The organism is Ensifer sp. PDNC004 (genome assembly GCF_016919405.1).
Classification (GTDB): domain Bacteria; phylum Pseudomonadota; class Alphaproteobacteria; order Rhizobiales; family Rhizobiaceae; genus Ensifer.
This window is the reverse complement of the sequence record NZ_CP070353.1, coordinates 714,688-727,055: the sequence shown is the minus strand read 5'-3', so window position 1 is coordinate 727,055 and position 12,368 is coordinate 714,688. Positions and strand designations below refer to the sequence as shown.

14 protein-coding genes are annotated in these 12,368 nt (G+C 63.8%); 5 read left to right on the top strand and 9 right to left on the bottom strand.

Annotated elements, in window-relative coordinates:
- Positions 1 to 156: 156 nt before the first annotated feature.
- Positions 157 to 1,173, bottom strand: a complete 1,017-nt coding sequence (gene cobT / locus JVX98_RS11530; RefSeq protein WP_043625456.1) for a nicotinate-nucleotide--dimethylbenzimidazole phosphoribosyltransferase — start codon at positions 1,171 to 1,173, stop codon at positions 157 to 159.
- Between the two features lie 247 nt (positions 1,174 to 1,420).
- Between cobT and JVX98_RS11525 the strand changes: the two genes are divergently transcribed.
- From JVX98_RS11525 to JVX98_RS11510, 4 genes are read left to right on the top strand one after another with little or no spacing between them, the layout of a single operon-like run.
- Positions 1,421 to 2,209: an adenosylcobinamide-GDP ribazoletransferase gene (locus tag JVX98_RS11525; RefSeq protein WP_205238670.1), complete on the top strand. Its 789-nt coding sequence runs from the start codon at positions 1,421 to 1,423 to the stop codon at positions 2,207 to 2,209.
- Between the two features lie 35 nt (positions 2,210 to 2,244).
- Positions 2,245 to 2,466, top strand: coding sequence for a DUF1289 domain-containing protein (locus JVX98_RS11520; RefSeq protein ID WP_043626030.1), 222 nt, complete (start codon positions 2,245 to 2,247; stop codon positions 2,464 to 2,466).
- Positions 2,463 to 3,164, top strand: coding sequence for a TIGR02281 family clan AA aspartic protease (locus JVX98_RS11515; protein WP_205238669.1), 702 nt, complete (start codon positions 2,463 to 2,465; stop codon positions 3,162 to 3,164). The genes JVX98_RS11520 and JVX98_RS11515 overlap by 4 nt, the downstream gene beginning before the upstream one ends.
- Before the next feature lie 57 nt (positions 3,165 to 3,221).
- Complete coding sequence (locus JVX98_RS11510; protein WP_246765002.1) at positions 3,222 to 3,911, top strand: permease; 690 nt, start codon at positions 3,222 to 3,224, stop codon at positions 3,909 to 3,911.
- Between the two features lie 13 nt (positions 3,912 to 3,924).
- Here the strand turns inward: JVX98_RS11510 and JVX98_RS11505 are convergent, their stop codons facing one another.
- The 8 genes from JVX98_RS11505 to JVX98_RS11470 all read right to left on the bottom strand — a co-directional run bounded on the left by JVX98_RS11505 (position 3,925) and on the right by JVX98_RS11470 (position 11,700).
- Positions 3,925 to 4,686: an ABC transporter permease gene (locus JVX98_RS11505; RefSeq protein WP_192446301.1), complete on the bottom strand. Its 762-nt coding sequence runs from the start codon at positions 4,684 to 4,686 to the stop codon at positions 3,925 to 3,927.
- A complete protein-coding gene (locus tag JVX98_RS11500) occupies positions 4,683 to 5,609 on the bottom strand; it encodes an ABC transporter ATP-binding protein (RefSeq protein WP_205238668.1) in 927 nt (308 codons plus the stop codon). The genes JVX98_RS11505 and JVX98_RS11500 overlap by 4 nt, the downstream gene beginning before the upstream one ends.
- A 106-nt stretch (positions 5,610 to 5,715) precedes the next feature.
- The gene (locus JVX98_RS11495; protein WP_192446303.1) at positions 5,716 to 6,201 is read right to left on the bottom strand and encodes a YeeE/YedE family protein; all 486 of its coding nucleotides are present in this window, start codon (positions 6,199 to 6,201) and stop codon (positions 5,716 to 5,718) included.
- The gene (locus JVX98_RS11490; protein WP_205238667.1) at positions 6,198 to 6,605 is read right to left on the bottom strand and encodes a YeeE/YedE family protein; all 408 of its coding nucleotides are present in this window, start codon (positions 6,603 to 6,605) and stop codon (positions 6,198 to 6,200) included. Before JVX98_RS11490 ends, JVX98_RS11495 begins: the two co-directional genes overlap by 4 nt.
- On the bottom strand, positions 6,602 to 6,934 hold the full coding sequence (locus tag JVX98_RS11485) for a metalloregulator ArsR/SmtB family transcription factor (RefSeq protein WP_043626019.1): 333 nt from the start codon (positions 6,932 to 6,934) through the stop codon (positions 6,602 to 6,604). The genes JVX98_RS11490 and JVX98_RS11485 overlap by 4 nt, the downstream gene beginning before the upstream one ends.
- 600 nt (positions 6,935 to 7,534) lie before the next feature.
- The gene (locus JVX98_RS11480) at positions 7,535 to 8,773 is read right to left on the bottom strand and encodes an extensin family protein (protein WP_205239431.1); all 1,239 of its coding nucleotides are present in this window, start codon (positions 8,771 to 8,773) and stop codon (positions 7,535 to 7,537) included.
- Between the two features lie 322 nt (positions 8,774 to 9,095).
- Complete coding sequence (locus JVX98_RS11475; RefSeq protein ID WP_205238666.1) at positions 9,096 to 9,647, bottom strand: Kazal-type serine protease inhibitor domain-containing protein; 552 nt, start codon at positions 9,645 to 9,647, stop codon at positions 9,096 to 9,098.
- 238 nt (positions 9,648 to 9,885) lie between these two features.
- Complete coding sequence (locus tag JVX98_RS11470) at positions 9,886 to 11,700, bottom strand: methyl-accepting chemotaxis protein (protein ID WP_205238665.1); 1,815 nt, start codon at positions 11,698 to 11,700, stop codon at positions 9,886 to 9,888.
- Between the two features lie 273 nt (positions 11,701 to 11,973).
- Between JVX98_RS11470 and JVX98_RS11465 the strand changes: the two genes are divergently transcribed.
- A complete protein-coding gene (locus JVX98_RS11465) occupies positions 11,974 to 12,363 on the top strand; it encodes an acyl-CoA thioesterase (protein ID WP_192446307.1) in 390 nt (129 codons plus the stop codon).
- Positions 12,364 to 12,368: the final 5 nt, after the last annotated feature.

Below are 12,368 nucleotides of genomic sequence, written 5' to 3'. Positions count from 1 at the left end.
GCAGGCACCCAAGGACTATAGCTAGGGCGCGCATTTGCGCTTTGGATAGGCGAGAAGGACGCATCCATCAAGGCCCGGCACACGACGGCGTCGCGCCCGTGACAGGCCTTGGACAGAAACCGGCCGGTCTTCCTGCAAAGATCGGCCGAAACTTCACTATTCCTTGTTGCTGACGCCGGCCTGGGCAAAGGTCGCCATGCCGCTGTGGCAGGCGGCTGCCGCCTTGACGATGCCGGCGGCGAGCGCCGCACCCGTGCCTTCGCCGAGCCGCATGCCGAGCGCCAACAGCGGCGTCTTGCCGAGCTTCTCAATTGCGCGCAGATGCCCCGGCTCGCCCGAGACATGGCCGATCAGGCAATGGTCGAGCGCGGACGGGTTGGCTGCCCTTAAGATCGAGGCCGCGGCGGTCGCCACGTAGCCGTCGATGATCACGGGCACCTTCTGCACACGCGCCGCCAGGATGGCGCCGGCCATGGCCGCAATCTCGCGGCCGCCGAGGCGGCGCATCAGTTCGAGCGGATCGGACAGGTGGTCGCGATGCAGCGCCACGGCCTTTTCGACGGCAGCGATCTTGCGCTTCAGCACCTCGCCTTCGGAGCCGGTGCCCGGGCCGACCCACTCCTCGGCCGTGCCACCATAAAGGCCGAGATTGATCGCGGCCGCGATCGTGGTGTTGCCGATGCCCATTTCGCCGATGCACAGCAGATCCGTGCCGCCGGCAATTGCCTCCATGCCGAAGGCCATGGTCGCCGCGCAATCGCGCTCGGAAAGTGCCGCTTCCTCGGTGATGTCACCGGTCGGATATTCGAGCGCCAGGTCGAAGACCTTCAGCCCGAGGTCGTGGCTGACGCAGATCTGGTTGATCGCAGCACCGCCGGCAGCAAAGTTCTCGACCATCTGCGCGGTGACGGACGACGGGAACGGGGTCACGCCCTGACGGGTGACGCCGTGGTTTCCGGCAAAGATCGCCACCAGCGGCCGGTTGACGGCCGGCGCCTTGCCGGTCCAGGCGGCAAGCCAGAAGGCGATTTCTTCAAGGCGGCCGAGCGCGCCGGGTGGCTTCGTCAGCTGGGCGTCCCGCTCCCGTGCGGCAACCAGCGCGGCCGCATCCGGGCCCGGCAGGTTGCGCAACAATTCGCGAAAGTCATCAAACGGCAGGCCGCTGGCACTCATGGGAGGAATCCTTGCATCATCGTGAAGCTCTATCTACGCCCCTCATAGAGGTCGCTGAAAATTCGGGCAACGACATTTGCGTCAATCGGCGTCGCCGCCTCGATCCGTCAGCGGTTGCAGGCGGCCGGTGAAAGGTCTTGGAAAAGTGTGGCCGGTACGCACCGGCGGGCCCGTCCGGCTTGCGAGACTCGCCGCAGTCGGCGAGTTTGGCAGAGGCCGGCTCAATGGCCGCAACCTTGGAGGAGCCATGGGCTTCGTTGGCGATTTCTGTGACGATGTGGCGCGGTCGATCGGCTTCTTGAGCCGCATCCCCATGCCCGCGCGCCATTTCGAAGGCTATGACGGGCGCTTGAGCCGCGCCGTGCGCGCCTTCCCGCTCGCCGGCCTGCTGATCGCCTTGCCGTCGGCCGCCGTCGCCATGGGCCTCGTGGCGCTGCAGGTGAGCTCGCTCTTTGCCGCCTTTGTCGTCGTCGCCATCCAGGCGCTTGTCACCGGCGCGTTGCACGAAGACGGGCTTGGCGACACCGCCGATGGCTTTGGCGGCGGCCGCGACCGCGACGCGGCGCTTGCGATCATGAAGGACAGCCGCATCGGCACCTATGCGGCCGTCGCCCTGATCCTCTCCTTCGGTCTGCGCGTCTCGGCGCTCGCCTCGATCCTGCCGCTCTTTTCACCGCTCGGCGCTGCCATGGCCATCCTTGGTGCCGCGTGCCTCAGCCGCGCCGCCATGGTCTGGCACTGGTCGTCGCTACCGCCGGCACGCAGCGGCGGTGTCGCGGCAGCAGCCGGCGCGCCCGAGCCGACGGCCACGCGCTTCGCGCTCGCCTCGGGCGTTCTTGTCGCGATGCTGCTCTTCTATCTTGCGCAGGTTCCAGCGCTCGGCCTCGTCGCAGCGCTCGTCGCATTCCTTGCCACCGTCAAGGGTTTTGCTCGGCTGGCAATGCGCAAGATCGGCGGACAAACGGGCGACACGATCGGAGCCACGCAGCAACTGACCGAAATCGCCGTACTCGGTGCCCTTGCGCTGACGGTTTGAAACATCGATATATCAAGGGAAAACTGAGCACGCCCATGGAATCTCCCTGCATTCTCGTCTGTTCGATCGATGACAAGACCGGCTACTGTTTCGGCTGCGGCCGCACCCGCGACGAAGTCGGCCGCTGGACGCTCTATACCGATGCCGAACGCCGGGCGATCATGAGCGCGTTGCCTCAGCGCCTCGAGACCGTCGAGCGCAAACCGCGGCGTGAAACCCGGCGCACGCGCATGGCGAGGGAACGCGGCGAAGCATGACCCGTCTTGCCATCCTGCTCTCCATCCTAGCCATCGGTCTCGTCCTGCTGATCGTCAACCACGACACCGGCCGCACAATGGGGCTTGCCAACGACCAGTTCGGACAACTGGTTTCGCTCGGCGCCATCGCCACGCTGATCGGCGCCGGCATCCTGCAAAGCCGCCACCGCTTCGGCGAAGGGCTGCGCCAGATCGCCATCTGGCTCTTCGTCGTTCTGGCGCTGGTCTCGGCCTATGTCTACCGCTTCGAGCTGCAGGGCTTCGGCAACCGCCTGCTCGCCGGCCTGATCCCCGGCCGCGCCACCATCATCACCGACAGCGAAGGCCAGCAGGAAGTGGTGCTGCAGAAGATGCTGAACGGTCATTTCGAGACCACCGCGACGGTCGACGGCAAGGACATCAGCATGCTGGTCGATACCGGCGCCAGCAGCATCGCGCTCACCTATGAAGATGCGGAAAAGATCGGCCTCGACCCGGGCAACCTCAATTACATCGTCACCGTCATGACTGCCAATGGCCGCGCGCAGGCAGCCCCGGTGATGCTTCAGGAGATTTCGATCGGCCCGATCACGCGCCGCAACATCGGTGCGACCGTTGCAGCCGAAGGCAAGCTCGACCAGAGCCTGCTTGGCATGAGCTTCCTGTCGACGCTGGAAATGCTGCAGATGCGCACCGACGAGTTGCGCCTGCGCGACTGACCGCACATCCGGCCGGTCACTGCTCCGGCCCGATCAATCCTGGCAGAGGAGCCGCTCATGGATTTCATGCGACTGCTGAAGTCGATCGAAGAGCTGCTCTACGAGCTCGTCTGCTGGCTGCTGTTCTATCCGCTGACCCTTTGGCGCACGCTGCGACACCCGCAGGCGATGATGCGCTATGCCGACGTCGAGCTCGGCGACGAGCTTCAGGACCAGTATTCGGATGCGCTGAGCCCACCGCTCTTTCTGCTGATCACGCTGCTTCTGGCACACGCGCTGGAGCTTGGCCTCGTCAGGCAGGCTGTTCCGTGGACCGCGACGTCGCTCCTTGCCTCCGATTCCAACCTGCTGATGTTTCGCGCCGTCGCCTTCAGCATTCTACCCTTGCTGATGGCGGTGAAGCTCCTGCGCAGCAAGGGTGCGAAGCTGACACGCGAGACGCTGCGTCCGCCCTTCTTCAGCCAATGCTATGTCACCGCGCCCTTCGCTTTTGCGATCAGCCTCGGCGGCCAATTGCTGCTTGCCGGGCACAACGCCTTCACCTCCGCCGGCGTCGTCTTCGTCGTCGCCTCGATCGTCTGGTACATCGTCGCCGAAACGCGCTGGTTCATGGCCGACCTCGGGCTTTCCGCCGTGCGGTCGTTCCTCCACGTCGTAATCACGATTCTTCAGGCGCTGCTTGCGATGGCCGTCGCCAGCACAATCATAGCCTATGCCAGCGGAGCTGTGCCGGCGCCGACACACTGACGACCGGCGGCCGTCAGTTTCTCAGGCGGTAGCCGGTGCGGAAGATCCAGGCGAGCACCGACATGCAGACCGTCAGGAAGGCGACGATGATCACGGCGCTGAAGATCGGGCTGACGTCGGAGACCTCGAAGAAGCTCCAGCGGAAACCGCTGATGAGATAAAGCACCGGGTTGAAATGGCTGACCGCCTGCCAGAAGGGCGGCAGCATCTTGATCGAGTAAAAGCTGCCGCCGAGGAAGACGAGCGGCGGGATCACCAGCATCGGGATCAGGTTCAGCTGCTCGAAATCCTTGGCCCAGATGCCAATGATGAAGCCGAACAGGCTGAAGGATATGGCCGTCAGCACGAAGAAGAAGACCATCACGAAGGGATGAGCGATGGTCAGGTCGACGAAGAGCGACGCCGTCAGCAGAATGATCGTACCGATCATCATCCCCTTGGTCGCCGCCGCGCCAACATAGCCGAGCACGATCTCGACCATCGAGACCGGCGAGGACAAAACCTCGTAGATCGTGCCGGTGAATTTCGGGAAGTAGATGCCGAAGGAGCCGTTGCCGATGCACTGCGTCAGCAGCGTCAGCATCATCAGGCCGGGCGTGATGAAGGCGCCATAGGAGACGCCGTCGATCTCCTGGATGCGTCCGCCGATCGCCGCCCCGAAGACGATGAAATAGAGCGAGGTGGAAATGACCGGCGACACCACGCTCTGCAGCAGCGTGCGACGGGTGCGGGCCATCTCGAAGAAATAGATCGACTTGATCGCTTCGATGTTCATCGCCCTGCCCCCACGATTTCGACGAAAATGTCCTCCAGCGAACTCTGCCGCGTGGAAATGTCCTTGAGCCTGATGCCGGCCTCGGCCAGGGCGGCAAGCAGGGTGGTGATCCCGGTCCGCTCCGCGCTGGTGTCGTAATCGTAGATCAGGCAATGGCCATCGCCTTCGAGCGTCAGGTTGTAGCCCGAAAGCACCTCGGGCACGCCGTCCAGCGGATGGGCGAGATCGATGCGCAACTGCTTGCGACCGAGCTTCGACATCAGCGCAGCCTTGTCTTCGACCAGCAGGATCTCGCCGCCATTGATGACGCCGATGCGGTCGGCGATTTCTTCCGCCTCTTCGATGTAGTGCGTCGTCAGGATGATCGTCACGCCCGAGGCGCGCAGCCGCTCGACCACGTCCCACATGCTCTTGCGCAGGTTGACGTCGACGCCGGCCGTCGGCTCATCGAGAAACAGTATCCGCGGCTCATGCGACAGCGCCTTGGCAATCAGCACGCGTCGCTTCATGCCGCCCGAAAGCTCGCGCAGCATGTTGTCCTTCTTGTCCCAGAGCGACAGGTCCTTCAGCACCTTCTCGATATGGGCGGGGTTCGGCTTCTTGCCGTGCAGCCCGCGGGAGAAGGAGACGGTGTTCCACACGGTCTCGAAGGCGTCGGTGGTCAACTCCTGCGGCACGAGCCCGATCATCGCGCGGGTCTTGCGGAAATCGCGCACCACATCGTGGCCCCCGACCATCACCGTTCCGCCGCTCGGATTGACGATGCCGCAGATGATCGAGATCAGCGTCGTCTTGCCGGCGCCATTCGGCCCGAGCAGCGCCAGGATCTCGCCCTCCTCGATATCGAGGCTGACGCCCTTCAGCGCCTTGAAGCCGGAGGCATAGGTCTTCGACAGATTGGAAACGGAAACGATTGGCGCCATGAAAACTGATCCGGAAGCAGGGGCAGAGTCTTGAGGTCCCGCCCTATATGGGACAATTCATTCCGATTTGCAGCCGGCTGGAATGAAAAAACAAGATGACTGTGCGTCAACGCGGCTGAGACAGTCGCGTATCGGTGCCCGCTCCGGCCGTTGTCTGCCTCGGGAGCTTGCGGTCGACCAGCCGGTCATGGACCAGCATCCCGGCCAGCATTGCCACCACGAAGAGCACCGTTGCCGGCAAGCCAAGCGACAGCGAGGCGAGCGCCGGACCCGGGCAAAGCCCGACCAGCCCCCAGCCGACGCCGAAGATCGCCGAGCCGACGATCAGTCGCCGGTCGATGACCTGGTTGTTGGGCAGATGAAAGGTCTCGTCGAACAGCGGACGCTTCAGCCGGCGCGTCACGAGAACGCCGAGCGCCGAAACGAAGACGGCCCCGCCGAGCACGAAGGCAAGGCTGGGGTTCCAGTTGCCGGTCACGTCGAGGAATGCACGCACGCGGGCCGGATCGAGCATGCCGGACAGCGAAAGACCGAACCCGAATACGACGCCTGAGACGAGCGTCGCGGCAAGGCGGAGCAAGACGCTGTTCATGCGAAGAAACCCGCAACGAAGACGGTGACGATCGCCGCTGCCATGAAGGTGGCGACCGCTGCGATCGAGCGGCGCGACAGCCTCGCAAGCCCGACGACGCCATGACCGCTGGTGCAGCCCGAGCCCATGCGCGAGCCGAAACCCACCAGCAGGCCGCCAGCCACGAGAAGCGGCCAGGAGGCCGTCACGGTCACAGACGGCCAGGCATCGAAGACGAGGCGGTACAACACCGGTCCGGCGATCAGCCCCAGCACGAACAATGCGCCCGACGAAGCCTGTACGCCCTGCAGCAGGCGCCCTGCTATGCCGCTGATGCCGGCCACCCGGCCATTGGCGACCATCAGGATCGCCGCAGACAGGCCAATCAACAGCCCGCCCGCCAGCGCATTCCCGTATTCATTCATGCTTTAGAACCATCCCGACAGAAGATCTGATAGAGCGCGCCGACGAGACGCGCCACCTTGTCGTGACTGAGCCGATAGAAAACCTGCTTGGCCTGCCGACGGGTCGAGACAATGCCGGCATCCCGCAACACCGTCAATTGCTGCGAAAGCGTGGGCTGGCGAATGCCCAGCATTTCCTCGAGCGCTGCGACAGAATGCTCGCCTTCGAGCAAGGCGCTCACAATCAGCAACCTATTGCGGTTGGCAAGTGTCCTGAGGATTTTTGAGACTTCAGCGGCGTGCACAGCCATATCGCTGCGCATTCCCGGAAATTGCATGACCGTTCCCATTTCGTCCTCTGTGGCTCCAGTAGTGATATACGGCCCCCAATGCTTGCAGCGGCCAACCAGACACTATCCAAGATTGTTATTAGAAAATAATATAATATCGTATTACTTATTACAAAACCAGACGAAAGGGAAAGATCATCACGGCCCCGCATTCCGAGGTTTAGTTGCGTGCTAGAAATTAGATAGAAAATTCAGTTAGTTATAACAAGGTTCGGAAAAAGTCGCGAAATCGCCATATTTGGGCAACCGTTCGGAACACGATCCAGATGACTAAAACCTAAAGTATAATACACTTAATTAGGGAATCGGCGCGGTCCGCAGACCTTCGCCGCAGCCGGCCGCAACGTATTCGAACGAAAGCGCGCAAGATTTCGACCACGCCAATTGCCCCGCTGTCACGAAACCGTGACGCTTTTCGATCATTTTGCAACGCGCGGGCCGCGACATCGCCCTTTGATTTGCGCTCGTGATTTGCACGCCGGAGCCTCCCCCTTTTGCTCCGGTCGTTGGGCCGGCCTCCCCGCCGGCCTCTTTTTTATGCCGGCTTCCGAGCTTCGGTAGCCGGCGGCTCGAAAGCACAGCTGCTGACCGACCGAACCACTAATCGCAGTGCCGATAGCCGGTCTTGCGAGTTCTCAGGTCGAAGTGGAAGTGGTCCTTGTGGAACGGATCGCTGCCCGGGCCGAGCACGGTGTTGAAGTACTTGCAGCTGTCGGAACGCACGGCCTTCAGCAGCGCCTTCTCGCGGAAGGCGAAAAATCCCGGCTTGCGCACGTCGATTTCCTTGCCGTTCTTCAGCACGAACTTGCCGACATCGATGGCGTTGCCGCGCGCATGTTCAGACATCGGATTGCCGCGACGCGAGTTCATGGTGCGGCAGGAGTAGCCGCCGAGCGGCTTGATCGTCTTGATGCCAGACCAGTAGCGGTAGCGCGACGACGGCGCGAGTTCGTACTTCACCCACTTCGCAAAAGCCTCGGTCACCTCGCAATTGAGCTTCACCGCCGGCTTCACGCCGATGCCGCCGGACAGTCCGCTGAGTTCGATCGGGTAGTCGATGCCGCAGGACGGACCGTTGCTGATGCGCGAAATGTCGCGAAAGGTGACGCCGAGCTTTTTCAGGCGCTGGCGGCAGGCGATTTCGGAACCGGGCATCGCGCCGGTATCGTCGGGCGTCGACATCGGATTGTTGGCGCGCGGCAGGAAGGCGACCTGCTGTGGCTCCTGCGTGCGCTGAAGGGCGCGCTGCCGTTCCATGGCGCGGGCGCGCTGCGCCTCTTCCGCGGCCATCTTGTCCGGCGAAAGCGGCGGCAGATCCGGATCATAGCCAAGGTTCGCCTCGGCCGGTGCTGCGCTGTTTGCGCTGCCGAGCTGACGCACATTCTCGTCACCAATGCCGCCGACCACCGGCTGGCTGGCATTGCCCTCGGCGATGTCGTTGCTCTGCTCTTCCGCGAGCCCCACCACGGGCTGCTCGACGCCGAGCATCGCATCCATGTTGACGCCCTCTTGCGGAATGGGGCTCGAGCCGGCGCCTGCCGGTTGCGCGCCCGTGGCCACAGCCTCGTCGCTATCGAGCATCGGAAGCGCGCGGCGCGTCTGCTGGGGCGCTGCATGCTGCGAATTGGCCTGGAAGGTCGAGGGTTGCGTGGCGGCGGGATAGGCGGCCACCTCCTCTGCCGGCACGGCATCGACAGGAACCGGCCCGATCGACCCGACCCGCGCCCCGCCATCGATGCGGCCGGGCGGCGACAACGCATCATCGGTCGAGCAGGTGACGAGCGAAAACGAAAGAACGAGCGCCGTCAGCGGGCGATGGAGACGAGTAACATAGGCCATACCGAACTGCGCCTTCCTCCAGATGGCCAGAAAGACCACCGTCATCGCCCCGCCGCCCCTGCAGCCGACTTGCGCTCGATTGGCACGCAATGGTTGCTGCAGCACCTGCAATTGCTGCCTTTCGCCTGTGTCGCAAACCGGGCACAGTGGTCAAAAAGGCTGATTTGCCTGGGATTTTATTCAAATACGGTAAACGAAGGCTTGCGCGTCACTTGCAGAAAATCGGGTGCGCCGGGCGAGAGCCGGCCGCTATATGATGAAAAAAGAGCCCGCGTCCTCATCGGACGCGGGCTCGCATGCTCAAGACTAGATCGCGCAGGGGTTAGCGGCACTCGCCGCGATGGACGATCTGGAAACCGGCACCACCCGCCTCGCAGGCGTTGGAGAAGGTTTCGATGCGGCTGCCGCGCTGGCCGCAGACCGGGGCGTATTCGCGGGTGCAGAACTGACCCTCGGACGGACGGTCGTCCTGCCTGCGGCATTCGCCGCGACCGATCACCTGGAAGCCCTCGGAACGAGCCTGGCAGGAATTCGGGAAGGTCTGCATGCGACCGCCGCGCTGGGCGCACACCGGGTTGTACTCCATCGTGCAGGCCTGCGGCTCGCGATCCGGCGGGCGATAGTCCGGGCGGCACTCGCCGCGGTGGATCACGTTGAAGCCGTCCGCGCGCGCCTGGCAGGAGTTCGGGAAGCTGCGCATGCGATTGCCGCGCTCGCCACAAACCGGCGCATACTCCATCGTGCAGGCCTGCGGGCGCGTGGGCCTCGGCCCCGGCCGCGGCTCATCGACGACCACGGTACAGGCGGAAAGAAAACCGAGCGCCAGCATCAGCAAGGCGATCGGCCGGGTCAGAAGTAGTTTGAGAAGTGCCATGGTGTCCCCTCTGGTGCAGCGGCCGGCAACCGGAGCGACGCCCCGTCGAACACCTCCCGCTTCTCGCGTATCTATCCCCGGCGGTGCTGAGGTCAAGACGGAGAATGTCTCCGTACACGACAACCGGCGTGACGACGGCGGCACCTAAACAACGATCCTTGCGACAGCATTGCGGTCAGACCCAAATGAAAAAACCCGCGCGGCGTGCCGCGCGGGTCGCAATCGACAAACCTATGGATCAGGCGGCGCGGCCGTAACCTGCGTGCGAGCCTGAAGGCTGCAACCGGAACTTCGTCAGCAGCGACTTCAGTTCGCGGCTTTCGGCTGCCAGCGTCTGGCTCGCTGCCGTGGTCTCCTCCACCATCGCAGCGTTCTGCTGGGTCATCTGGTCCATGCTGTTGACGGCGACATTGACCTCCTGCAGCCCGGTCGCCTGCTCGCGGGCGGCAGTCGCGATCGAGGCCACTTGCTCGTTGACGCGGTTGACCTGCGCCTCGATCTCCGAAAGCGCCTCGCCGGTGGAACGGACGAGGTCGACGCCGGCGCCGACCTCGCGCACCGAGGCGCTGATCAGTTCCTTGATCTCCTTGGCGGCACCGGCCGAACGCTGCGCCAGCTCGCGGACTTCCTGGGCAACGACGGCAAAGCCGCGGCCCGCCTCACCGGCACGCGCCGCCTCGACGCCAGCATTGAGCGCCAGCAGGTTGGTCTGGAAGGCGATCTCGTCGATGACACCGATGATCTGGCCGATACGGCCGGAGGAGCTCTCGATCCGCCCCATGGCGTCGATGGCATTGCGCACGATGCCGCCGGACCTTGCGGCGCTGGTCTTGGTCTGATCGACCATCGCACGCGCCTCGTTTGCCCGCTCGGAGGCGTGGCGAACCGTCGAGGTGATTTCGTCCAGGGCCGCGGCTGTCTCTTCAAGGGCTGCTGCCTGCTGCTCGGTGCGGCGGGACAGATTGTTGGCGGCCTCGGAAATGTCGCCAGCGCTGGCGGTGACGATCTCGGTCGAATGCGAGATCGAGCCGATGACATCGCGAAGCGCTGCGACGGCGGTGTTGAAGTCGTTCCGCAGCTTGCCGTATTCCGGCGCGATGTGGCCGATCTCGGCGGTGAGGTCGCCGCTCGCCAGGAGTTCGAGCGCCGCACCAACCGTTTCCATCGTCTCGGCCTGCGCCTCGGCCGTCGCCCGCTGGCGCTGTTCGTTGCCGCGCCGCTCGGAACTCAGTCGCTCCTGCTGTTCTGCCTCGCGCGAGCGCAACTCCAGCCGTTCGCGAACCGAGTCGCGCAGGACAACGAGGACCTTGGCCATCTGGCCGATCTCGTCGCCACGGTCGGTTTCGGGCACCTCAGAGGAAAGATCCTCGTCGGCGATCGCCCGCATCGAGGCCTTCAGCTTTTCGACGGGCTTGACGACGCTGCGCACGATCGCCAGTGCCGCCATCAGGATGGCCAAAGCTGCAGCGGCAAGAATACCGGCAACCTGCCAGGCGCGCTCGCGGAACATCGCCGCCAGATCGTCGGCATAGACGCCGGTCCCGACCACCCAGCCCCAGGGCTTGAAGCCAGCGACGTGGGAATATTTCAGCACCGGCGCGTCGGCACCGGGCTTCGGCCAATAGTAATCGACGAAACCCTGGCCACTCTTCTCGACGGTCTTGACGAACTCGACGAAGAGCTGCTTGCCGTTGGGATCCTTGTTCTCGGTGAGGTCCTTGCCCTCGAGCTCCGGCTTGATCGGATGCATCACCATGGTCGGATGCATGTCGTTGACCCAGAAATAGCCGCTGCCCTGGTAGCGCATCGCCTTGATCGCTTCGAGCGCGCGCTTCTGCGCTTCCTCGCGCGACAGTGTGCCGGCCACTTCCAACTTGTGATAGGCGTCGAACATGGCGATCGCGTTCTCGTCCATCGCCGCCAGCATTGCCTTGCGTTCGCCGACGAGCTTTTCCTGCGCCTGAAACAGACCGAAGGTCAGCGCCGCCGCCATGGTCAAAAGCGCGAATGCCACCAGCGCGTAGAGACGCGCCGAAATCCTGAATTTCTTCATTGCCAATCCCCTGCCCCTCGGCGCTCCCCGCGCAGCCCCAAATCTGGCCGCCGCGGCATAGCCTGCAGGCACTCCCAGAGCCTGCAGGTTAGGGGTAGGTCTTTGCAAAGCTCCTAACGAGCACCCCCTAAATTTGACAATTCTCAATCAGCTTATGCGAAAGTCTAACGAGCCGGCAGTTCAAGGACCTCGCCGGCATTTGTGCGGCGCCGGGGTCTTCCCTCTAGAAGCGCGCTCGGGTTACATCTTGTCTCCAACAGGGAGACAGGCTGCATGACCGAACAGACGAAACCGACCGGCGAACTCACCTTGCGCACGCTCGCCATGCCGGGTGATGCCAATGCGGCGGGCGATATCTTCGGCGGCTGGGTGATGGCGCAGATGGACCTGTCCTGCGGCATCCGCGCGGCGGAACGGGCGCGCGGCCGCGTCGTCACGGCGGCGGTCAAGGAAATGGCCTTCGCGCTGCCGGTCAAGATCGGCGACACGCTCTGCATCTATACGGACGTGGTCAAGGTCGGCCGTACCTCGATGACGCTCAAGGTCGAGGCCTGGGCGCAGCGTTATCTCTCGCATCTGATGGAAAAGGTGACGGACGCGATCTTCGTCATGGTCGCGCTCGACGAAAACGGCAAACCGAAGCCGGTGCCGGCGGAAGAATAGGAGCG

Excerpts from the sequence above, each read along its gene's own strand:
- cobT (WP_043625456.1), bottom strand. The coding sequence starts at position 1,173 with ATGAGTGCCAGCGGCCTGCCGTTTGATGACTTTCGCGAATTGTTGCGC.
- JVX98_RS11525 (WP_205238670.1), top strand. The coding sequence starts at position 1,421 with ATGGGCTTCGTTGGCGATTTCTGTGACGATGTGGCGCGGTCGATCGGC.
- JVX98_RS11520 (WP_043626030.1), top strand. The coding sequence starts at position 2,245 with ATGGAATCTCCCTGCATTCTCGTCTGTTCGATCGATGACAAGACCGGC.
- JVX98_RS11515 (WP_205238669.1), top strand. The coding sequence starts at position 2,463 with ATGACCCGTCTTGCCATCCTGCTCTCCATCCTAGCCATCGGTCTCGTC.
- JVX98_RS11510 (WP_246765002.1), top strand. The coding sequence starts at position 3,222 with ATGGATTTCATGCGACTGCTGAAGTCGATCGAAGAGCTGCTCTACGAG.
- JVX98_RS11505 (WP_192446301.1), bottom strand. The coding sequence starts at position 4,686 with ATGAACATCGAAGCGATCAAGTCGATCTATTTCTTCGAGATGGCCCGC.
- JVX98_RS11500 (WP_205238668.1), bottom strand. The coding sequence starts at position 5,609 with ATGGCGCCAATCGTTTCCGTTTCCAATCTGTCGAAGACCTATGCCTCC.
- JVX98_RS11495 (WP_192446303.1), bottom strand. The coding sequence starts at position 6,201 with ATGAACAGCGTCTTGCTCCGCCTTGCCGCGACGCTCGTCTCAGGCGTC.
- JVX98_RS11490 (WP_205238667.1), bottom strand. The coding sequence starts at position 6,605 with ATGAATGAATACGGGAATGCGCTGGCGGGCGGGCTGTTGATTGGCCTG.
- JVX98_RS11485 (WP_043626019.1), bottom strand. The coding sequence starts at position 6,934 with ATGGGAACGGTCATGCAATTTCCGGGAATGCGCAGCGATATGGCTGTG.
- JVX98_RS11480 (WP_205239431.1), bottom strand. The coding sequence starts at position 8,773 with ATGGCCTATGTTACTCGTCTCCATCGCCCGCTGACGGCGCTCGTTCTT.
- JVX98_RS11475 (WP_205238666.1), bottom strand. The coding sequence starts at position 9,647 with ATGGCACTTCTCAAACTACTTCTGACCCGGCCGATCGCCTTGCTGATG.
- JVX98_RS11470 (WP_205238665.1), bottom strand. The coding sequence starts at position 11,700 with ATGAAGAAATTCAGGATTTCGGCGCGTCTCTACGCGCTGGTGGCATTC.
- JVX98_RS11465 (WP_192446307.1), top strand. The coding sequence starts at position 11,974 with ATGACCGAACAGACGAAACCGACCGGCGAACTCACCTTGCGCACGCTC.